This window comes from Mycobacterium innocens (assembly GCF_900566055.1).
GTDB lineage: Bacteria > Actinomycetota > Actinomycetes > Mycobacteriales > Mycobacteriaceae > Mycobacterium > Mycobacterium innocens.
In genome coordinates, this window is sequence record NZ_UPHQ01000160.1 from 1 (window position 1) to 19,899 (window position 19,899).

The 19,899-nt window shown below is 67.8% G+C and carries 18 protein-coding genes and 1 pseudogene; 9 read left to right on the plus strand and 10 right to left on the minus strand.

Annotated features, from left to right (window positions below):
- From EET03_RS15770 to ctaC, 3 genes and pseudogenes are all read right to left on the minus strand, one after another.
- Window positions 1–500 (minus strand): annotated as a pseudogene (locus EET03_RS15770) (MmpS family transport accessory protein); the annotation flags it as partial.
- 183 nt (window positions 501–683) lie between these two features.
- On the minus strand, window positions 684–1,103 hold the full coding sequence (locus tag EET03_RS15775) for a cytochrome c oxidase subunit 4 (RefSeq protein WP_063470196.1): 420 nt from the start codon (window positions 1,101–1,103) through the stop codon (window positions 684–686).
- Between the two features lie 11 nt (window positions 1,104–1,114).
- On the minus strand, window positions 1,115–2,224 hold the full coding sequence (ctaC, locus tag EET03_RS15780) for an aa3-type cytochrome oxidase subunit II (RefSeq protein ID WP_075544367.1): 1,110 nt from the start codon (window positions 2,222–2,224) through the stop codon (window positions 1,115–1,117).
- Between the two features lie 349 nt (window positions 2,225–2,573).
- On the opposite strand from ctaC, the gene asnB reads away from it, so the two are divergent.
- Entirely contained in the window at window positions 2,574–4,550 is a 1,977-nt protein-coding gene (asnB, locus tag EET03_RS15785; protein ID WP_099193582.1) for an asparagine synthase (glutamine-hydrolyzing), read from the plus strand.
- A gap of 66 nt (window positions 4,551–4,616) precedes the next feature.
- On the opposite strand, the gene EET03_RS15790 is transcribed toward asnB, so the two are convergent.
- Window positions 4,617–5,591, minus strand: a complete 975-nt coding sequence (locus EET03_RS15790) for a carbohydrate kinase family protein (RefSeq protein ID WP_075544369.1) — start codon at window positions 5,589–5,591, stop codon at window positions 4,617–4,619.
- 192 nt (window positions 5,592–5,783) lie between these two features.
- Here EET03_RS15790 and EET03_RS15795 point away from each other — a divergent pair, with 192 nt between their 5' ends.
- Window positions 5,784–6,452: an Rv0361 family membrane protein gene (locus tag EET03_RS15795; RefSeq protein WP_075544370.1), complete on the plus strand. Its 669-nt coding sequence runs from the start codon at window positions 5,784–5,786 to the stop codon at window positions 6,450–6,452.
- A 45-nt stretch (window positions 6,453–6,497) separates the two neighbouring features.
- Here EET03_RS15795 and EET03_RS15800 read toward each other — a convergent pair whose 3' ends face one another.
- Together EET03_RS15800 and EET03_RS15805 are read right to left on the minus strand one after the other, a co-directional pair.
- Complete coding sequence (locus EET03_RS15800) at window positions 6,498–6,854, minus strand: HesB/IscA family protein (RefSeq protein ID WP_075544371.1); 357 nt, start codon at window positions 6,852–6,854, stop codon at window positions 6,498–6,500.
- Window positions 6,855–6,936: 82 nt separating this feature from the next.
- Window positions 6,937–8,013, minus strand: a complete 1,077-nt coding sequence (locus EET03_RS15805; RefSeq protein WP_099194206.1) for a glycerate kinase family protein — start codon at window positions 8,011–8,013, stop codon at window positions 6,937–6,939.
- Between the two features lie 252 nt (window positions 8,014–8,265).
- Between EET03_RS15805 and EET03_RS15810 the strand changes: the two genes are divergently transcribed.
- The 5 genes from EET03_RS15810 (at window position 8,266) to EET03_RS15830 (ending at window position 12,760) form a co-directional block, all read left to right on the plus strand.
- On the plus strand, window positions 8,266–8,880 hold the full coding sequence (locus EET03_RS15810) for a DUF3043 domain-containing protein (protein ID WP_244232387.1): 615 nt from the start codon (window positions 8,266–8,268) through the stop codon (window positions 8,878–8,880).
- Window positions 8,881–8,904: 24 nt separating this feature from the next.
- Complete coding sequence (locus tag EET03_RS15815; RefSeq protein WP_075544374.1) at window positions 8,905–9,450, plus strand: bifunctional adenosylcobinamide kinase/adenosylcobinamide-phosphate guanylyltransferase; 546 nt, start codon at window positions 8,905–8,907, stop codon at window positions 9,448–9,450.
- Window positions 9,447–10,517, plus strand: coding sequence for a nicotinate-nucleotide--dimethylbenzimidazole phosphoribosyltransferase (cobT, locus tag EET03_RS15820; protein WP_075544375.1), 1,071 nt, complete (start codon window positions 9,447–9,449; stop codon window positions 10,515–10,517). Before EET03_RS15815 ends, cobT begins: the two co-directional genes overlap by 4 nt.
- Window positions 10,514–11,254, plus strand: a complete 741-nt coding sequence (locus EET03_RS15825; protein ID WP_075544376.1) for an adenosylcobinamide-GDP ribazoletransferase — start codon at window positions 10,514–10,516, stop codon at window positions 11,252–11,254. Before cobT ends, EET03_RS15825 begins: the two co-directional genes overlap by 4 nt.
- A gap of 99 nt (window positions 11,255–11,353) precedes the next feature.
- Complete coding sequence (locus EET03_RS15830; protein WP_075544377.1) at window positions 11,354–12,760, plus strand: hypothetical protein; 1,407 nt, start codon at window positions 11,354–11,356, stop codon at window positions 12,758–12,760.
- Here the strand turns inward: EET03_RS15830 and EET03_RS15835 are convergent.
- Window positions 12,757–13,863, minus strand: coding sequence for a branched-chain amino acid aminotransferase (locus EET03_RS15835; RefSeq protein WP_075544378.1), 1,107 nt, complete (start codon window positions 13,861–13,863; stop codon window positions 12,757–12,759). The two genes, EET03_RS15830 and EET03_RS15835, sit on opposite strands and share 4 nt — an antisense overlap.
- 49 nt (window positions 13,864–13,912) lie before the next feature.
- Complete coding sequence (gcvT, locus tag EET03_RS15840) at window positions 13,913–15,010, minus strand: glycine cleavage system aminomethyltransferase GcvT (RefSeq protein WP_075544379.1); 1,098 nt, start codon at window positions 15,008–15,010, stop codon at window positions 13,913–13,915.
- A 45-nt stretch (window positions 15,011–15,055) separates the two neighbouring features.
- On the opposite strand from gcvT, the gene EET03_RS15845 reads away from it, so the two are divergent.
- Both EET03_RS15845 and EET03_RS15850 read left to right on the plus strand, forming a co-directional pair.
- Window positions 15,056–16,192, plus strand: a complete 1,137-nt coding sequence (locus EET03_RS15845) for an adenylate/guanylate cyclase domain-containing protein (RefSeq protein WP_075544380.1) — start codon at window positions 15,056–15,058, stop codon at window positions 16,190–16,192.
- 6 nt (window positions 16,193–16,198) lie between these two features.
- On the plus strand, window positions 16,199–17,746 hold the full coding sequence (locus EET03_RS15850) for a leucyl aminopeptidase (RefSeq protein WP_075544381.1): 1,548 nt from the start codon (window positions 16,199–16,201) through the stop codon (window positions 17,744–17,746).
- Between the two features lie 8 nt (window positions 17,747–17,754).
- Here the strand turns inward: EET03_RS15850 and EET03_RS15855 are convergent, their stop codons facing one another.
- Window positions 17,755–19,353: a phytoene desaturase family protein gene (locus EET03_RS15855; RefSeq protein ID WP_075544382.1), complete on the minus strand. Its 1,599-nt coding sequence runs from the start codon at window positions 19,351–19,353 to the stop codon at window positions 17,755–17,757.
- Between the two features lie 2 nt (window positions 19,354–19,355).
- Window positions 19,356–19,820 carry an SRPBCC family protein gene (locus tag EET03_RS15860; RefSeq protein WP_063470213.1) on the minus strand — a complete coding sequence of 155 codons (465 nt, stop codon included), beginning with the start codon at window positions 19,818–19,820 and terminating at the stop codon, window positions 19,356–19,358.
- Window positions 19,821–19,899: the final 79 nt, after the last annotated feature.

Consider the following 19,899-nt stretch of genomic DNA (forward strand, 5'->3'; position numbering starts at 1 on the left):
GGTGGTGGCGGCGGTGGCTTGGTCGTCGTTATCTCGTCCTGTATCGCCGGCGCCGACGAGGAGGTAGTTGCCGGGTTGGCCAGTCTTTGGGATCCGGTGCGGGTGACGAGCAGCGACACCGAAACCACCAGGGCGATGGCGGCCAATATGGCGGCAACCCCGACCACCCATGGCCAGCGCGGAGCGCCATGTTCGTCGTCGGCGTCCGATGCGTCGTCGTAGTTGTCGTAGTCGTAAAGACTGAGATCGGCCGGCAGATACGGCCCGCTGATGAATTGCTCGGACTCTGGCGCCGAGTACGCACGCGAGTATGCTTCGGTCTCCCCCGTGGGATATGCCGCGTCGAAGTGGCCACTATCATCAAGCGGTTTCAGCGCTCCGCCCTCGGCACCGGCTGCCAGCTCGTCACCGGTGTCGCCCAAGGCTTCCAGTTCGGCGCTGGAATCGCCGGCGGAATCGGGTTCCTCATTTTCCCGTCCCGGCGGATTCGGCCCGCTCATGTTTGCCTACCCCGTCCAAACTGCCTCACCAGAGCGCTGGGCTCCGCGGCTGCATTTGCGCGCGTGCGCTCGGTGGATTCTCACTGTGTATCGCAAACCCTACCCAACCGGGCAGGGCACAGAAGTCGCGGCTAACTGGCCACCGATCAACTGATGCCCTGATTGTGACCTTTCCGGCTCTGATCAGTGCTTCTCGGGTCCGACGTAGTACTCGAAGACCAGTCCGGCCGCCGAGGCCAGGACGAATACCGCGCCGGCAACGATGAGCCACGGCAGCCATAGCGCGACGCCCGTCGCCACCACCGAGCCGGACAACGCAACCAGGATCGGCCACCAGCTGTGCGGGCTGAAGAACCCCAATTCCCCCGCGCCGTCGCTAATTTCGGCACCCTCGTAGTCCTCGGGCCGGGTATCCAGCCGACGGGCCACAAATCGGAAGAACGTGGCCACGATCAGCGCCATGCCGCCTGTCAGCGCCAGCGCGGTTGTGCCGGCCCACTCGACCCCACCGGTGGCGAACATCGAAGTCAGCACACCGTAGAGCACCGCACACAACACGAAGAACGCGGCGACGAACTCGAAAAGCCTGGCTTCGATATGCATTCTGCAGTGTCCTAACCTTGGCTCGGGGCCAATTGACCGCGGCGGGCGTCGAACGGATGGGTTGTCACGGCGAGGGGCGGCTGGTTGATCGCCTGCAGGGCTTCGGCGTTGGTCTTGCCGTCGATACGTTGCTGTAAGTAGGCCTTGAAGTCGTTGGGGGCCACCACGCGAACTTCGAAGTTCATCATGGCGTGGTAGGTGCCGCACATTTCCGCGCAATGGCCGACGAACGCTCCGGTTTTGGTGATCTGCTCGATCTGGAAAATGTTGACCGAATTATTCGCCGCCGGATTGGGCATCACGTCACGCTTGAATAAAAACTCGGGCACCCAGAAGGAATGGACCACGTCGGCCGAGTTCAGCTGGAATTCGATGCGCTTGCCGGCCGGCAAGACCAGGACTGGAATTTCGATCGTGGTGCCCAGCGTCTCGATCTTGTCGAAGTTGAGATAGCTGCGGTCCTCGGTGTTACGCCCGGCAACCGGCCCGACGAGCTCTTCACCGTGGGCGTCCTTGCCTTCCGGCTTGGATTCAACGGCGTGCTTGCGGGCCTCGTCGGCGCCATCGTAGGTCAAGGTGTGGTCATGGAAGTCGACCCGCTGGTAGCCGAACTTCCAGTTCCATTGGAAAGCCGTGACGTCGATCACGACCTCCGGGTCTTTGGTGGTGTGCAGCATCTTCTCCTGCACGACGACGGTGAAGTAGAACAGCACCGAAATGATGAGGAACGGCGTGACGGTCAGCACCAGCTCAAGGGGCATGTTGTAGCCGAACTGTCGAGGAAAGTCGGCGTCGCTTCGCTTCTTTCGGTGAAAGACTGCCGTCCAGAAGATCAGACCCCACACGATGACCCCGACCACCAAGGAGGCGATCACCGCACCGACCCACAACTCCCGGTTGACGTGGGCTTCCGGGGTGACGCCCTCGGGCCAGCCGAGACCCAGCGCTTCCGACCAGCTGCAACCGCTCAGGGTGATCGCCAGCGCGCCGAGGGCCCCCGTCAGTGCCGCCAGCCGCAGACGTGGGGTGAGCCCGCGCGCTCCGCGCCGCCGACCGCGGGAACGGATCTCAGAATTGCCCTGCGACAAGCAATGCGAACGACCTGGCTCGCGAAGTGTCACGTTGCGCCTCCTGTAGCACAAGCTGGGCCGACTCGGGCTAGGCGCCGCTTCCGGCGGGAATCGTCGGCTAACTCGGATTCGAATACTACGCAGCGTAGACCACGCCGCCCGCGCAGGCGACGATGCGTGCCAAAACGACCGACGGTGCCGCTACCCTGGCCCGCGGTGGGGCACCGCCGGATTGCGTGAGACGGTGCGCGAGCCCGCCCGCGGTGGCGACCAGCCGGCGCGATACGGCACCTTTGGGAACGCCACATCGTGAACCGACGAGCGCGAGATCCGGTCTCGATCACCATTACCCGCCGGCCGCGCCCGGACAGCAGCGCCTCGTGCGGCATACTGGGGCGCCGTGTGCGGACTGCTGGCCTTCGTCGCGGCTCCGGCCGGCGCTGCCGAGACCCAGGGGTCCGACGCTGCTGCCCGCAGCGCCACGGAGGCCGACAGCGCGATCGCCCGCGCGTCGCACCTGATGCGCCACCGTGGCCCCGACGAGCCGGGCACCTGGGTTGACCCGGACGCCGACGGATCGGTGATCTTCGGGTTCAACCGGCTGTCCATTATCGACATCGCCCATTCCCATCAGCCGCTGCGGTGGGGGCCGCCGGAGGCGCCGGAGCGGTACGTGCTGGTCTTCAACGGCGAGATCTACAACTACCTGGAGCTGCGCGACGAACTCCGCACCCGGCACGACGCTGTGTTCGCGACCGACGGCGACGGCGAGACGATCGTCGCCGGCTACCACCACTGGGGCACCGGCGTGCTCAAGCGGCTACGCGGCATGTTCGCCTTCGCGCTGTGGGACACCGTCACCCGTGAATTGTTCTGCGCCCGCGACCCGTTCGGCATCAAGCCGCTGTTCCTGGCGACCGGCGCCGGCGGCACCGCGGTAGCCAGCGAGAAGAAATGCCTGCTCGACCTCGTCGACTTGCTGGGATTCGACACCCGAATCGACCCCCGGGCGCTGCAGCACTACATCGTGCTGCAGTACGTGCCGGAGCCCGAGACACTGCACCGCGGGGTCCGCCGGCTCGAATCAGGGTGTTACGCCTGGATTCGGCCCGGGCGAGAGCCGGAGATCACCCGTTACTTCATGCCGCGTTTTGCCGCCACCCCGATCACGCCCGACACCGAGCAGGCGCGCTACGACGAGATCACCGCGGTGCTGGAGGACTCGGTGGCCAAGCACATGCGGGCCGACGTGACCGTCGGCTCGTTTCTGTCCGGGGGCATCGACTCCACAGCCATCGCCGCCCTGGCCATCCGGCACAATCCGCGGCTGATCACCTTCACCACCGGTTTCGAACGAGAGGGATTCTCCGAGCTCGACGTCGCGGTGGCCTCGGCCGAGGCGATCGGCGCGCGCCACGTCGCCAAGGTGGTCAGCGCCGAGGAGTTTGTGGCCGCCCTGCCCGAAATCGTCTGGTATCTCGACGAACCGGTAGCCGATCCGGCGCTGGTGCCGCTGTTCTTCGTCGCCCGGGAGGCCCGTAAGTACGTCAAAGTCGTGTTGTCTGGGGAAGGCGCCGACGAACTGTTCGGCGGCTACACGATCTACCGCGAACCGCTGTCGCTGAAACCATTCGACTACCTGCCGCGGCGGCTGCGACGGTCGATGGGGAAAGCCTCCAAGCCGCTGCCGGAGGGCATGCGCGGTAAGAGCCTGCTGCACCGCGGCTCGCTGACACTCGAGGAGCGCTACTACGGCAATGCCCGCAGCTTTTCCGACGCGCAGCTGCGCGACGTGCTGCCCGGCTTCTGCGAGGACTGGACCCATACCGACGTCACGGCGCCGGTGTACGCGCAGTCGGCCGGTTGGGATCCGGTGGCCCGGATGCAGCACATCGACCTGTTCACCTGGCTGCGCGGCGACATCCTGGTCAAGGCCGACAAGATGACGATGGCCAATTCGCTCGAGCTGCGGGTGCCGTTCCTGGACCCCGAGGTGTTCGCGGTGGCCTCGCGGCTACCGCTGCAGGCCAAGATCACCCGCACCACCACCAAATACGCGCTGCGGCGCGCGCTGGAGCCCATTGTTCCGGCGCACGTGCTGCACCGGCCCAAGCTGGGCTTCCCGGTGCCGATCCGGCACTGGTTACGCGCCGGCGAGCTGCTGGAGTGGGCATATCAGATGGTGTCCTCGTCGGGGGCCGGACATCTCATCGACCTGGGCGCCGTCAGCCGGATGCTCGATGAGCACCGGACCGGCGCCAGCGATCACAGCCGCCGGCTGTGGACCGTGCTGATCTTCATGCTGTGGCATGCGATCTTTGTCGAGCACAGCGTGGTGCCGCAGATCGGAGAGCCGCAGTATCCGGTCCAGTTATGACGGCCAGCAGACGCAGAGTCGCACGCGGAAGACCTTCCGTGTGCGACTCTGCGTCTGCTCGCGGGGCTAAGCCAGCACCGCCGTGATCTCGGCGGCCGCCTCGTCGCCGTATGCACCGGCCAGCCGGGACGCCGCTGCCTGGTGATCCCACTGCCACTCTTGGGTGCCGGTCGATTCCAGCACCAACACCGCGACCAGCGAACCCAGCTGCGCGGACCGCTCCAAGCCCAACCCGGCGCTGCGCCCGGTCAGGAAACCGGCTCGGAACGCGTCGCCGACCCCGGTGGGGTCGGTCTGGCTGGTTTCGGGGACCACGCCGACGTGGATGGTGGTGCCGTCCGGGTCCACCACATCCACCCCCTTGGGGCCCAAAGTGGTCACCCGCAGGTCGATCTGGGCCATCACCTCGGCCTCCGTCCAGCCGGTCTTCGACAGCAGCAGGTCCCATTCGTAGTCGTTGGTGAACAAGTAGCTGGCACCGCCGATGAGCTGACGAATTTCCTCGCCGGACAGCCGAGCCAGCTGCTGGGAGGGATCAGCGGCAAAGGCCAGCCCCAGCTTGCGGCATTCCTCGGTGTGTAAGAACATCGCCTCGGGGTCGTTGGCGCCGATGATGACCAGCTCCGGAGTACCGATCGCCGACACCACGTCGGCGAGCTTGATGGTGCGGGCCTCTGACATGGCCCCCGGATAGAACGATGCGATCTGGGCCATGTCCACGTCGGTGGTACAGGTGAACCGCGCCGTGTGCGCGGTGTCGGAGATCAGGACGTGATCACAGTTGACACCGTGGGCTTTGAGCCAGTCGCGGTAATCGGAGAAGTCGGCGCCGGCCGCGCCGACCAGCGCCACGTCACCGCCCAGCACGCCGATGGCAAAGGCCATATTCCCGGCCACGCCGCCGCGGTGCACCACCAGGTCGTCGACTAAGAAGCTGAGCGACACCTTGTGTAAGTGTTCGGGCAGCAGTTGCTCGGAAAATCGGCCGGGAAACCGCATCAGATGGTCGGTTGCAATCGAACCGGTTACCGCAATCGTCACAAAATCTCCGTCCTTGGTCCGTAAGGTCGTCTAGCCTCTCACAATTATCGGCGCCGCGGCCCGCCCCGTCGCGTCGACAGCCGACGGCAGGTGTTGCGCTAGCCTGCCCTAGGGAACTCACCTCATTGCCGGAATCCGCTGCCGGGCGACAAGCCCACATGTCGTTCCGTCAACCACCGTAGGAGAACCACGATGGCCGGTCAGCACCCGCCGAACCCTGCCGTCGGCACCGAAGGAGCCCGAGAGGTCCGACCGTACCCGCCGACCGGGCCCGATGAGCCTCTTGAATACCCTCATGAAGCCGCCGACCGACAACCCGCCTTTCCCCCCGCCCCGGCGGCGGGCTATCCCGGCATGCCGGGCTCCTATCCGAGGCGACGGCCGAAGCGGCTGCTGATCGGCACCCTGCTGGCCCTCGCCTTGGTCGGTGCGTTGACTGCGGCAATCGTGTACGGGGTTCGCACCAACGGGGCCAACACCGGCGGCACCTTCACGGAAGCATCGGCCAAAACGGCGATTCAGGGCTACCTCAACGCACTCCAGCATCGCGATGTCGACGTCATCGTGCGCAACGCGCTGTGCGGGATCTACGACGGGGTGAAGGACCGGCGGTCGGATCAGGCCCTGGCCAAGTTGAGCAGCGACGCCTTCCGTAAGCAGTTCTCCCAGGCCGATGTCACGTCGATCGACAAAGTCGTGTACTGGTCGCAATACCAGGCCCAGGTGCTGTTCACCATGCAGGTGACGCCTGCCACCGGCGGCCCGCCGAAGGGGCAGGTCCAGGGCATCGCGCAGCTACTCTTCCAGCGCGGGCAGATACTGGTCTGCTCCTACGTGCTGCGCACGGCCGGGCAATATTGACCGGGCCGGGATGATCCCGGCCCGGTAGACCTAACTTCGGTCGGGTCAGTTGAAAGAATCCCCACACGCGCAGGACCCCGTCGCGTTGGGGTTGTCGATGGTGAAGCCCTGCTTCTCGATGGTGTCCACGAAATCGATCGACGCGCCTTCCACATACGGCGCGCTCATCCGGTCGACCGTCAACGTCACGCCGCCGAACTCCGCCGTCAGGTCGCCGTCCAGCGTCCGGTCGTCGAAGAACAGGTTGTAGCGCAGGCCGGCGCACCCTCCCGGCTGCACCGCAATCCGCAGCGACAGGTCGTCACGCCCCTCCTGATCGAGCAGGGACTTCGCCTTGGCGGCAGCGACCTCGGTCAGGATCACGCCATGGGTCTTGGCGGTCGGCTCGTTCTGCACCGTCATTGCTTCTCCTACATGCCTCATCGTTAGGTGGGCTCTCCGGCTGTCGTGTCAGCCCGGCCCCGTGTCGGGAAACCCACTGCTACTAACGGTACCTCGCAGGCCGGGGATTCCCGAGTCGCGCGGCGACTTCCGACGCCAAACCCATCAGCTGATTGGCCGCATCAGCCAGTGCCAACCGCACCGAACCCGCATAGTCGGCGATGGACAAGGCCGACATGATGCCCGACGATCGGATCGTCGATTTATCCAGGACCACTTGCCCGGCCAGCACTATCACCGGAATGCCCAGCGGGCGGGCCGCGGCCGCGATCTCGCCGACGACCTTGCCGTGCAGCGACTGCTCGTCGAACTTGCCCTCACCCGTGATGATCAGCTGTGCTTCGGCGAGGTCGTCGGCCAAGTGGGTGTGTTCGGCGATGATCGCGGCACCGGACTCGCATCGGCCACCGAGCGCGAGCAGACCCGCGCCGATGCCGCCGGCGGCACCCGCACCGGGCTCGGCGCTCACTGCCCGACCGGCGGCCGCGTCCAGTTCCACCGCCCATGCCTCGAGACGGGCCTCCAGTGCGGCGACGGTGGCCGCGTCCGCGCCCTTCTGCGGCGCGAACACCCTGGCCGCGCCCCATGGTCCCACCAGCGGGTATTCCACGTCGGAGGCGGCGATCAGCTCGACTCCGGCGAGCCGTCGGCGGGCGGCGTCCAGGCCGCCGAGTTCGGTGATCATGCCGTACCCGCCGTCCGTGCACGCGCTGCCGCCCAGCCCGACCACGATGCGCCGCGCCCCGGCCGCGAGTGCCGCCGCGATGAGCTGGCCCACTCCCCTGCTGTGTGCGGTCAACGCGGTCTCGGTCGTTGGCGGACCACTGAGCAGGGACAGGCCGCAGGCCTGCGCACACTCTAGGTAGGCGGTTGCCGAGGCCTGATCGAACATCCATGCGGCGTCCACGTCGGTGTCCAGCGGCCCCGACACCCGCAGCAGCCGGGACTCCCCGAAGCGGCTTTGCAGCACCTCGATAAAACCGGGCCCGCCGTCGGACTGCGGAGCCACGATGAAGGTGTCGTTCGGCCGGGAGCGGGTCCAGCCGGTGGCGATCACCGCGGCGGCATCCACCGCGGACAGGCTGTCGCCGTAGCAGTCCGGGGCCACCAGTACCCGCATCGCGGGCAGCTGGATCCGGCCGGGCCCGAGGGCATCGGCAGCAGCATCCGAAGCAGACGAGCCGTCCATTACAAGCAAGAGTAGGACTAACACGGATGCTGGCGCTGGGTAACAGCAGCACAATTCCCCGGCGCCGGCCGCCCGCACAGTAACCTGTCGACTGTGAAGCTGCTGGGCCGCAAGAAGGGCCACGAAGAAGGTGCCGAGGTTTCGGCGAAGGCTGAGGACGGCCAGGGGGCGCAGACCCGTTCCCTGGCCGAGCCCGCAACTTCTCGCGGGTCGCGAGCAACCGGACCCAAGGGCCGGCCGACGCCCAAGCGCAGCGAGGCAAGGCGCAGCGCAAAGAAAGGCCCCGTCGTCCCGGCGCCGATGACGGCCGCCGAGGCGCGGGCCCGGCGCAAGTCGCTGTCCGGCCCGAAACTGAGCCGCGCCGAACGCCGGGCCGAACGCACTGCCCGCCGGGCCCGAATGAGCGAACGCCGCGACCGGATGATGGCCGGCGAGGAGGCCTATCTGCTCCCGCGCGACCAGGGCCCGATACGCCGTTATGTCCGCGATGTGGTCGATGCCCGGCGCTTTAGTCTGCTGGGCCTGTTCATGCCGTCGGCGCTGGCTTTGCTGTTCGTGATGTTCGCCGTCCCGCAGCTGCAGCTCTACATGTCGCCCGCGATGCTGGTGCTGATGGCCCTGATGACCCTCGACGGAATCATGTTGGGTCGCAAGGTGAGCAGGCGGGTCGACGCGAAGTTCCCGAACAACACCGAAAGCCGTTGGAAACTCGGCCTTTACGCTGCCGGCCGGGCGTCGCAGATGCGCCGGATGCGGGCACCGCGCCCCCAGGTGGAGCGCGGAGCCAGTATCGGTTAGCGCCGGAACGCTGGCTGACCACGCATGCGCACACTGGTTCTCGGCGGGATCAGGTCGGGCAAATCCCGCTGGGCGGAGCACACCATCGCGGATTCACTGACACCCGGCCACCCGGTCCGCTACCTGGCGCCCGCGCCGGTCACCGAGTCCGACCCAGCCTGGGCGCAGGACTGGGCGCAACGGGTCGCCAAGCATCGCGAACGCCGGACTGGCCACTGGTCGACCGTCGAAACTGACGACACCATCACCCAGTTGCGGCGGTCACCGGACGCTGCGACACTCGTCGACGACCTCGGCGCCTGGCTGACCGGCACCCTGGACCGTCATCGGGCCTGGGACAACGGATCCGTGGCCGCTCCCGTCCAAGGCCTGCTCGACGCGGTCAGCGCCTTCGAGTCGACGCTGGTGCTCGTCAGCCCCGAAGTCGGGCTGAGCGTCGTGCCGGCAACCGCATCCGCGCGCCGCTTCGCCGACGAGCTGGGCAGCCTCAACCAGCGAATGGCAGCGGTCTGCGATCAGGTGCTGGTGGTGGCCGGGCAGGCCGTCCCGATCAAGCCGTCACGCACATGATCGGATTCGCGCCGATATCGCCGCCCGACCCGGATGCCGAAGCCGCCGCACGGGCCCGACAGGACGTCCTGACCAAACCGCGGGGAGCGCTGGGCCGCCTCGAGGACCTGTCGGTGTGGGTGGCCGCCTGCCAGGGCCACTGTCCGCCGCGACAGTTCCAGCGCGCCCGGGTGGTCGTTTTCGCCGGTGACCACGGCGTCGCCCGGTCGGGGGTGTCGGCGTACCCGCCGGAAGTCACCGACCAGATGGTCGCCAATATCGACGCCGGCGGGGCGGCGATCAACGCGTTGGCCGACGTAGCCGGTGCGACGGTGCGGGTGGCGGACCTGGCGGTGGATTCTGATGCGGTGTCGGAGCGGATCGGCGCCTACAGGGTGCGCCGCGGCAGCGGCGATATCAGCACCGAAGACGCATTGACCGCCGACGAGACGGCCCGCGCCATCGCCTCCGGCCAGCAGATCGCCGACGAGGAGGTCGACGCCGGCGCAGATCTGCTCATCGCCGGCGACATGGGAATTGGGAACACCACCGCAGCGGCAGTCCTGGTGGCGGCGCTGACCGACACCGAACCGGTCGCGGTGGTCGGGTTCGGGACCGGGATCGACGACGCCGGCTGGGCCCGCAAGACGGCCGCGGTGCGCGATGCGCTGTTCCGGGCGCGGCCGGTGCTGCCCGACCCGGTGGGGCTGCTGCGCTGCTGCGGTGGCGCCGATCTGGCGGCGATGGCGGGATTTTGCGCGCAGGCCGCGGTCCGGCGGACCCCGCTGTTGCTCGACGGCATGGCGGTGACGTCCGCAGCTCTGGTCGCCGAACGCCTGGCGCCCGGCGCCCGGCAGTGGTGGCAGGCCGGTCACCGGTCCACCGAACCGGGTCACCAGCTGGCCCTGACGGCGCTGCAGCTGGATCCGATCCTGGACCTGCGGATGCGGTTGGGCGAGGGTACCGGCGCCACGCTTGCGCTGTCGGTGCTGCGCGCCGCGGTGGCCGCGCTGTCGTCGATGGCCACCTTCACCGAGGCCGGCGTGTCCGGTCCCCGCACCTCCGGTATCGGCCCGGCCTGGCCGTGATCCGTTCTCTGGCAACAGCTTTCGCCTTCGGCACGGTGATGCGGATGCCGAGTTCCCGGGCCGCTCCGATGGGACGCGGCGCGATGACGGCGCTACCGGTGGTCGGCGCGGCGCTGGGTGGCCTGGCCGCCGCTGTCACCTGGGCCGGCGCAGTGGTCTTCGGGCCGTCCAGCCCGTTGTCCGGGTTGCTGGCGGTGACGGTGTTGCTGGCGGTAACCCGCGGCCTGCACATCGACGGCGTTGCCGATACGGCCGACGGCCTGGGTTGCTACGGCCCGGCGCAGCGCGCCCTTGCCGTGATGCGCGACGGGTCTTCGGGGCCGTTCGGGGTGGCGGCCGTCGTCCTGGTCATCACGCTGCAGGGGCTGGCCCTCCCGGCGCTGGGCGCCGCCGGTGTCATCGTGGCAGTCTTCGCCGGCCGGATCACCGCGGTGCTGGCCTGTCGCCGGTCGGTTCCGGCCGCCGAAGGCAGCGTCCTGGGTGCGCGCGTCGCCGATACCCAGCCGGCGGCCGTGGTCGCGGCGTGGCTCGCTGTGCTGGTCGCGGCTTCGCTACCGGCGGGTCCACGGCCATGGCACGGGCCGGTTGCGGTACTGGTGGCGGTGTTGTGCGGTGCCGTCCTGGTCGCGCACTGCGTGCGCCGGTTCGGTGGTGTCACCGGTGACGTGATCGGCGCGGCGATCGAACTGACGACGACGGTCAGTGCGCTATTGCTGGCGGCACTGGCCCGCCTCTAGTCCTTCGCGACGTCCCCCAATCGGTGGACAAGCGTTTCCCCTAATTGTGGCCGATCGGAGGATTGTCTCGGCCGCTTAGCAGCCCTAACCTCTTCAGACATGCCGTTATCACCGTCGACCAGGCCGGTCGCTGCCGCTTCGGCGCGGACCAGCCCGTTCGGGCGATTGGTGACCCAGGGCACTTTCTACACCACCGGAATGCAACTCAGCAACAGCGCCGTGGTGCTGCCCTTCATCTGCGCACATCAGGGCATCACCTGGGCGGCCGGGATGCTGTTTCCGGCGTACAGCATCGGCTTGATCATGGGAAATTCGGCGTCGCCGGCGATCCTGCAGCGAGCCGGCCGGATGCGCCACGTGCTGCTGGCGGCGACCGCGGCGACGGTGGCTGCGCTGCTGATCTGGGATGCGGTAATCCCATGGACCGGCGTCTACGCCGCGGCGGTGTTTCTGCTGACCACGGCCGCCGCCGGAGTTGTCATCGCGGTGGCCACTGTCGCCTATACCGACATGGTCTCCAGCAAGCTGCCCGCAAGACGCCGCGGCGAACTGTTCCTGACTCAAGGTGCCGCGGGATCGACGCTGGCCGCCGGCGTCATGCTGCTGATAGCGCCCATGCTGGCCAGCGGTGATCAAATAGCCCACTACCGTGATCTGCTGTGGCTGGGTGCCCTGGCTCTGATTGCTTCCAGCGTCGCTGCGCTGCTCGTGGGTCCCATGCGGTCCGCGTCCACCACCACCCGCCCGCCACTTCGGGAAATCTATCGACAGGGTTTCGCGGTCGCCCAGGCCCAGCCGTGGTTTCGCCAGTACGCGATGACGTATCTGCTGTTCGCCCCGATCTGCCTGGGAACCACCTTCTACAGCCTGCGCGCCGCAAAGAAGATGGGCAGTTTGCATGTGCTGGTGGTCCTGTCCAGCGTCGGACTGGTCGTCGGTTCGGCGTTCTGGCGCAAGATCTACCGTCGGTTCGGAGTGCGCGGCATGCTGCTGGGCAGCGCACTGTGCAGCACGACCGCCGCCCTGGTGTGCATCGCGGCGGAGCTGTCCGGCCAGTGGTACCACCTGTGGGCGTACGGCACGGTCTTCCTGCTGGCGACGCTGGCCGCCCAACCCGTATCCGCCGCGTCGGTTTCCTGGATCAGCGAGTTCGCCGCCGAGCAGCACCGCGCGACGCTGATCGGCTTCGGAGCGACGTTGCTCGCGATCACGTTCACCCTGCTGGGCGGTGTCCTCGGCATGATCGCCCAAAAACACGCCACCGTCTGGCCGGTCGTCGTTGTGCTGGCGCTGTCCCTGGTTGCCGCTTTCGCGGCCGTCCGGGCACCCGGGCCAATGGACGACCGGGCGCACGATCGATCCTCGCGACCGCAGACCGGCGTACCAAAGCTGGTCCTTCTCGGAGATTGCGACGGCTCCGCCCGCCGCCGGCCGACCCGACGGGCCTCGGCCAGCTGGCAACCCGAGCCGGTTCGGCCGGTCGCCGCCGCAGCCGCGGCCAGCTAACCCAGCCGCGACATCCACCCGTGGGTGTCGGCGAAGGTGCCCCGCTGAATCCCGGTCAACGTGTCACGCAATGCCATGGTCAGCTCACCGGGCTGGCCGTCGGCGATGGTGAACTCGACGTCGCCGTACTTCACCCGCGACACCGGGGTGATCACTGCGGCGGTACCACAAGCGAACACCTCGGTGATCTCGCCGACGGCGGCCTTCTTCTGCCACTCGGCGATATCGATCTTGCGCTCCTCGACCGTCACGCCGGCATCGGTCGCCAAGTGCAGCAACGAATCCCGGGTGATGCCGGGCAGCAGCGAGCCGGACAGCTCCGGGGTAACCAGCCTGGCCGATCCGCCGCTGCCGAACACGAAGAAAATGTTCATCCCGCCCATTTCTTCGACATAGCGGCGCTCGACCGCGTCCAGCCACACCACTTGGTCGCAACCGTTGTCGACGGCTTCGGCCTGAGCCAGCAGCGAAGCGGCGTAGTTGCCGCCGCACTTGGCCGCGCCGGTACCGCCGGGGCTGGCTCGGACGTATTCCGTTGACACCCAGACGCTGACGGGATTGACGCCGCCCTTGAAGTAGGCACCCGCCGGCGAGGCGATCAGCAGGTAGCGGTATTCCTTGGCGGGCCGCACGCCCAAGCCGGGTTCGGTGGCGATGATGAACGGCCGCAGATACAACGCCTCCTCGCCACCGGCCTGCGGAACCCAGGCGTTGTCGAGGGCGATCAACTGGCACAGCGATTCGATGAACAGCTCGTCGGGCAATTCCGGGATCGCCAGCCGCCGGGCCGAGGAACGCAATCGCGCGGCGTTGGCCTCGGCCCGAAACGACACGATCGAGCCGTCTGTCCAGCGGTAAGCCTTGAGGCCTTCGAAGACCTCTTGCGCGTAGTGCAGCACGATCGCCGAGGGGTCCAGTTCGATCGGGCCATAGCCGATGACCCGCGCGTTGTGCCAGCCCGTGCCCTCGGTGTAGTCGATCGAGACCATGTGGTCGGTGTGGTATTTGCCGAAACCGGGGTCCTGCAGGATCGCTACGCGCTGTGCATCGCTTGCCGGACTCGCCGCGCGCGTAACGGTGAACTGTAGGGACCCGCTGGTCATGGCGCCGATTCTATCGGTGTACGAAGGGTTTTCCGCACGCGAGTGGGCGCTAACGCGTTTTCGCCTCGACGAACGGCGGGGGCACCACGGCGCAGTCGACCGCGCGCCCGCGAACGTCGACGGTGACCTGCCCGCCGTCCGGCACTTCCGCATCGGTATCGATCAGCGCCAGCGCGATGCCGGCCTGCAATGTGGGCGAAAACGTTCCCGACGTGGTGACCCCAACCGCGGTATCCCCGACCAGCACCGTCAGACCCGGACGCAACACGCCGCGGCCGACCATCCGCAGCCCCCGCAACAGCCGCCGCGGCCCGGCCGCCTTCTCCGCCAGCAGTGCGTCGCGGCCGAAGAACGCATCCTTTTTCCAGCCGATCGCCCAGCCGCAGCGAGCCTGCAACGGCGAAATGTCGGGTGAAAGCTCGTGCCCGTGCAGCGGATAACCCATCTCGGTGCGCAGCGTGTCGCGAGCTCCCAGACCGGCGGGCTGGCCGCCCGCGTCGGACACCGCGTCCACCAGGGCATCGAACACCACACCGGCAGCCTCCCAGGGCGGCAGCAGTTCGTAGCCGTGCTCGCCGGTGTAGCCGGTGCGGCACACCCGCACCGGGACTCCGGAATACGCCGAATCGGCATAACCCATGTAATCCATGTCGGTCGGCAGGCCCAATGCGGTGAGCACGTCGGCAGAGCGCCGGCCCTGCACCGCCAATACGGCATAGGAGCGATGCAGGTTGGTGATCGCCAGATCGCCCGGGGCGGCCGCCTGCAATGCGCTGACAACCGCGGCGGTGTTGGCGGCGTTGGGCACCAGGAAGATCTCGTCGTCGTCGACGTAATAGGCGATCAAGTCGTCGATGACGCCACCAGATTCGTTGCAGCACAAGGTGTATTGCGCCTTACCGGGGCCGATGCGGTGCAGGTCGTTGGTCAGCGCGGAGTTGACGAACTCCGCCGCACCCGGTCCCCGGACCAGCGCTTTGCCGAGGTGGCTGACGTCGAACAGGCCGACGGCGGTGCGGGTGGCATTGTGCTCGCTGACGGTCCCGGCATACGACACCGGCATCAGCCAGCCGCCGAACTCGGCGAAACTGGCGCCCAACGCGCGGTGCCGGTCTTCCAGGGGTCCATGCTGCAGCTCATCGGTCACGACGACACACCCTAATCCGCGTCGGCTGCTGGCACACTTGGGTAGGTGTCCGACTCCCCCGACTCTCCCGACTCCCTCGACTTCGAAGCGCTGGAAGCTGCCGGAATCGCTGATCTACGCGGGCGCGCCGACCTGATCAAGTACTTGGACGCACTGGGCTTCACCGTCGACGAGATGGCCGAAGCCGAGCGCCGCGGCCGGCTGTTCGGTCTTGCCGGTGATGTCTTGCAATGGTCGGGGCCTCCCATCCATACCGTGCAGTCGGCGGCCGCCGAACTCGGGTTGTCCGCCGAGGAGGTCGCCCGCGTCTGGGCCCTCCTCGGCCTTACCGTCGCCGGTCCCGATGTTCCGGCGTTGAGCCAGGCCGACGTCGACGCGCTGGCGACCTGGGTGGCGCTGAAAGCGGTGGTGGGTCAGGACGGGGCGTACGGACTGTTGCGGGTGGTCGGCACCGCGATGGCCCGGCTCGCCGAAGCCGAGTCGACGATGATCCGCGCCGGCATGCCGGACATCCAGATGACCCACACCCATGACGAGCTCGCCACCGCGCAGGCGTACCGGGCCATCGCCGAGTTCGTCCCCCGGATCGGGAACTTGATCGACGTCGTTCACCGGCATCATCTGACCAGTGCCCGCACGTATTTCGAAGGTGTCGTTCAGGACACGTCGGCGAGCGTCACCTGCGGCATCGGTTTTGCGGATCTGTCCAGCTTCACCGCGCTGACCCAGATGCTCACACCCGCGCAGCTGCAGGATTTGCTCACCGAGTTCGGCGCCACCGTCGCCGACGTGGTGCATGCCGACGGTGGCCGGCTGGTGAAGTTCATCGGCGACGCGGTCATGTGGGTGAGCCCGACACCCGAGCGGTTGGTGCAGGCGGCGGTTGATCTGGTCCACCATCCGCGGGCGCGCGAGGCCGACCTGCAGGTGCGGGCCGGGCTTGCTTACGGCACCGTGTTAGCCATCAACGGCGACTACTTCGGCAGCCCGGTCAACCTCGCCGCGCGACTCGTGGCCGTTGCGGCACCGGGACAAATCCTGGCCGCGAGCGAGCTCCACAACAAATTGCCGGATTGGCCCGCGACCGCGCACGGCCCGTTGACGCTGAAGGGTTTCGACGCCCCGGTGACGGCCTTCGAGCTGCGGGCCCGCGACGCCGACGGGCCAAGTCCCGTAGGGTAATTGCGCGTGACCACCGAACCGGGTTACCACAGCCCCACCGTCAACGTTGCCACGTCACTGCCGAAGCGCGGTGCGGGTTCTGCGGTACTGATCGTGCCGGTCGTCTCGACCGGTGACGACGAGACGCCGGGAGCGCTCGTGGCCGTCGCCGAGCCGTTCCTGAGCGCCGACGCGGTCGCCGAGATCGAGGCCGGCCTGCGCGCACTGCAGGCCACGGGCGCCGGCGAGCAGGTGCACCGGCTGGTCGTGCCGTCGCTGCCGGTGGGCAGTGTGTTGACGGTCGGTCTGGGCAAGCCGCGGTCGGAGTGGCCGTCGGACATCATTCGCCGGGCCGCCGGGGTGGCCGCGCGGTCGCTGGGCAGTGCGCCGGCGGTGATCACCACGCTGGCCCAGTTGCCCGGCGAGGGCGTCTGCTCGGCCACCGTCGAAGGGCTGATCCTGGGCAGCTACCGGTTCACCGCTTTCCGCAGCGCCAAAACCGCACCCAAAGACGAAGGGCTGCGCAAGATCACGGTGCTGAGCACGGCCAAGGACGCCAAGAAGGACAGCGCGCATGCCGCGGCGGTGGCTACCGCCGTCGCCACCGCGCGCGACTTGGTGAACACGCCGCCGAGCCACCTGTACCCTGCCGAGTTAGCCAGGCGGGCAAGGGTTTTGGGCGAGGCAGCCGGACTCGAGGTCGAGGTGCTCGACGAGAAGGCGCTGCAGAAGGCCGGTTACGGCGGTGTGATCGGTGTCGGTCAGGGCTCGTCGCGGCCGCCGCACCTGGTGCGGCTGATCTATCGGGGGTCGCGGCTGGCCAAGAATGCGAAGGGGGCCAAGAAGGTCGCGTTGGTCGGCAAGGGAATCACCTTCGACACCGGCGGGATCTCGATCAAGCCGGCCGCGTCGATGCACCACATGACCTCGGACATGGGCGGGGCCGCCGCGGTGATCGCCACGGTCACGCTGGCCGCGCGGCTGCAGTTGCCGATCGACGTGATCGCCACGGTGCCGATCGCCGAGAACATGCCCTCGGCGACGGCGCAGCGCCCCGGCGACGTGCTGACCCAGTACGGCGGAACGACCGTCGAGGTGCTCAACACCGACGCCGAGGGCCGGCTGATCCTGGCCGACGCGATCGTTCGGGCTTGCGAGGACAACCCGGATTATCTGATCGAGACGTCGACGCTGACCGGTGCGCAGACGGTGGCACTGGGCGCGCGTATCCCCGGCGTGATGGGCAGCGACGAGTTCCGCGATCGCGTCGCCGCGATCTCGCAGCGGGTCGGCGAAAACGGCTGGCCCATGCCGCTGCCCGATGAGCTCAAAGAAGACCTGAAATCCACGGTGGCCGACCTGGCCAACGTGAGTGGTCAGCGGTTCGCCGGCATGCTGGTTGCCGGGGTGTTCCTGCGGGAATTCGTCGCCGACTCGGTGGACTGGGCGCATATCGACGTGGCCGCCCCCGCCTACAACACCGGCAGCGCGTGGGGCTACACGCCCAAGGGTGCCACCGGTGTGCCGACCCGGACCATGGTCGCGGTGCTCGAGGACATCAGCGACAACGGCTGAACCCTCAGCTATTTGGTCAGCAGCGAGATCACCGCGCGGCTCAGCTTGCGCCGCGGCCAGCCGGTCAGGCCGGCGGCTGCCAGCGCGGCCAGCGCCGCGTTCCGTCCGCATGCGCCGTGCACGGAGCCACCCGGGGTAGCCGAAGCGCTACCCAAATACAGTCCCTCGATTGGGGTTTCGGCGCGGCCCAGTCCCGGAGCCGGACGAAATATCAGCATCTGCGGTAACTGAGCGGTGCCGCCGTTGAGCGCACCGAGATGCAGGTTGGCGTCACTGGCTTCCAGATCCGACGGCCGCTGCACGAATCGGTCGAGCACCCGGGCGTCGAACCCGGGAGCATGCCTTTCGATGACGTGGTCGATCGATTTGGCCAGCTGCTCCGCCGAACCGTCGTCGGCCACGTTGCGCGGCAGATGCGTATAGGCCCAAACACTTTCGGTTCCGGCGGGCGATCTGGTGGGGTCGGCCGTGGTGGTTTGGCCCAGCAGCAGGAACGGATGCTCGGGCACCACCCGGGTGTTCAGGTCGGCCATCCAGCGCACCAGCCCGTCCCCGTCGGCCCCAAGATGGATGGTGCCCGGCTGCCGCAACCTCTCCGATCGCCACGGGATGGGACCGTTGAGCGCATAGTTGACCTTGACCACCGGCGGATCCCAGACGTAGTGCTGGATCTCCCGGAGCAAGCCGCCGGGAACCGCATCCGCGGGCAGCATGTCACAAAACAGTCGCGGCGCGGTCACATCGGCGACGACGGCCCGTCGCGCCCGAACCGTTCGTCCTCCGGTGGTGGTCACCGACACCGCACGGCCACCGCGGACGTGGATGCGAGAAACGTTCTGGTTGCTCTCGATTCGCGCACCCGCGGAGGTGGCGCGGCGCACCAGCGCCGACGTCAGCTGACCAGAGCCGCCGACGGGCACCGGCCAGCCGCAGTCCTGGCCCAGCATCATCAGCAGAAAGCCGAACGCGCCGCTTCCCGGCGCATCCAGCGGAGCGTCGGCGTGCATGGCGTTGCCCAGCAACAAAAGTCGCGGCGCCTCACCGGCGAACATCCGGTCCACCATGATGTTGGCGGGCTGCACCAGCAGATGCGCGAGCCGCACGGCGTCGGCAGTACCGAGCTTGAGCAGCAGCCGGATCATCGGGCCCAGCGGCGGAAATGGCGCCAACATCGCATCCAGCAGCGGTGACTTGACTTTTTCCCACAGTCGCAGCACCCGCCACCAGTTTTCGCCGTCGCCGTGCTGGCGACGTTCGAACTCCGCTGCGGTGCGAGCCGCGTCCCGGTAGAGGACCGGCGGGTCGTCGTCGGTCGCACTGCGCGGATGACCTACCACCGCGGGCGCGTGCGACCATCGCAGCCCGTGGTCTTCCAGCTGCAACGCCGCGATGGCCGGCGAAGCGATCGTCATGGGATAGAAGGAACTGAACAGGTCGGTGACATAGCCGGGCGTCAGCTCGGCACTGCGCACCGCGCCACCCGGTTCGGGCTGGGCTTCCAGGACCAACACGTCCCAGCCGGCGTCGGCCAGCATCGCGGCGGCGACCAGCCCGTGATGTCCGGCACCGATAACGACGGCGTCGACCGCGTCGCAAGCGCGGGCCATGATTACCTGACCTGACTGGGCTCGAAGCGCTCCGCCATGGCCGCCAGCCGCAACAGGCATTCACGGTTGCGTGGATAGATGGCGGCCAGAGCCAGTCGATCAGGCATCAGCCCGATCGGCCCCTGTACCGGCAGTTCGATCATGTCGAGCCGGCATCCTGCCGGAATTTCATGCAGCCGCATGGTGATCCGGGCGGCACCCAACCAGCCCAGTCCGGCGTGCAAGACGAGTTCCTGGCCGGGTGCGCAGCTCTCGACCACCGTCTGGTCGTCGATCACCAACGGCCAGATCCCTATCGAGTGCCGGATGGCCGCACCCGGTTGCGGCCAGTGTGAGTCGACCGCGCGAGTGCGGCTGTTGCCCACCACCCATTGGCTGTAGGTCCATCCGTCGGCGAGCACGCCCCAGACATCGTCGCAGGATGCCGACACGTCGCGGGTCGCGATCAGTTCTCCGGTCGCTGTCATGAGCGGGTCCTTTCGCACTGTAGGTGATCCCAGCGGATACCCGCCGCGCCCGGAACTAATGCCGAGGCCGCGCCGGGCG

Bases quoted from the DNA above. Each gene is read 5' to 3' on its own strand.
- EET03_RS15795 (WP_075544370.1), top strand. From the start codon at position 5,784: ATGGCCGGTCAGCACCCGCCGAACCCTGCCGTCGGCACCGAAGGAGCC.
- EET03_RS15860 (WP_063470213.1), bottom strand. From the start codon at position 19,820: ATGACAGCGACCGGAGAACTGATCGCGACCCGCGACGTGTCGGCATCC.
- EET03_RS15805 (WP_099194206.1), bottom strand. From the start codon at position 8,013: ATGCGGGTACTGGTGGCCCCGGACTGCTACGGCGACAGCCTGTCCGCG.
- EET03_RS15815 (WP_075544374.1), top strand. From the start codon at position 8,905: ATGCGCACACTGGTTCTCGGCGGGATCAGGTCGGGCAAATCCCGCTGG.
- EET03_RS15775 (WP_063470196.1), bottom strand. From the start codon at position 1,103: ATGCATATCGAAGCCAGGCTTTTCGAGTTCGTCGCCGCGTTCTTCGTG.
- EET03_RS15800 (WP_075544371.1), bottom strand. From the start codon at position 6,854: ATGACGGTGCAGAACGAGCCGACCGCCAAGACCCATGGCGTGATCCTG.
- EET03_RS15855 (WP_075544382.1), bottom strand. From the start codon at position 19,353: ATGGCCCGCGCTTGCGACGCGGTCGACGCCGTCGTTATCGGTGCCGGA.
- cobT (WP_075544375.1), top strand. From the start codon at position 9,447: ATGATCGGATTCGCGCCGATATCGCCGCCCGACCCGGATGCCGAAGCC.
- EET03_RS15835 (WP_075544378.1), bottom strand. From the start codon at position 13,863: ATGACCAGCGGGTCCCTACAGTTCACCGTTACGCGCGCGGCGAGTCCG.
- EET03_RS15830 (WP_075544377.1), top strand. From the start codon at position 11,354: ATGCCGTTATCACCGTCGACCAGGCCGGTCGCTGCCGCTTCGGCGCGG.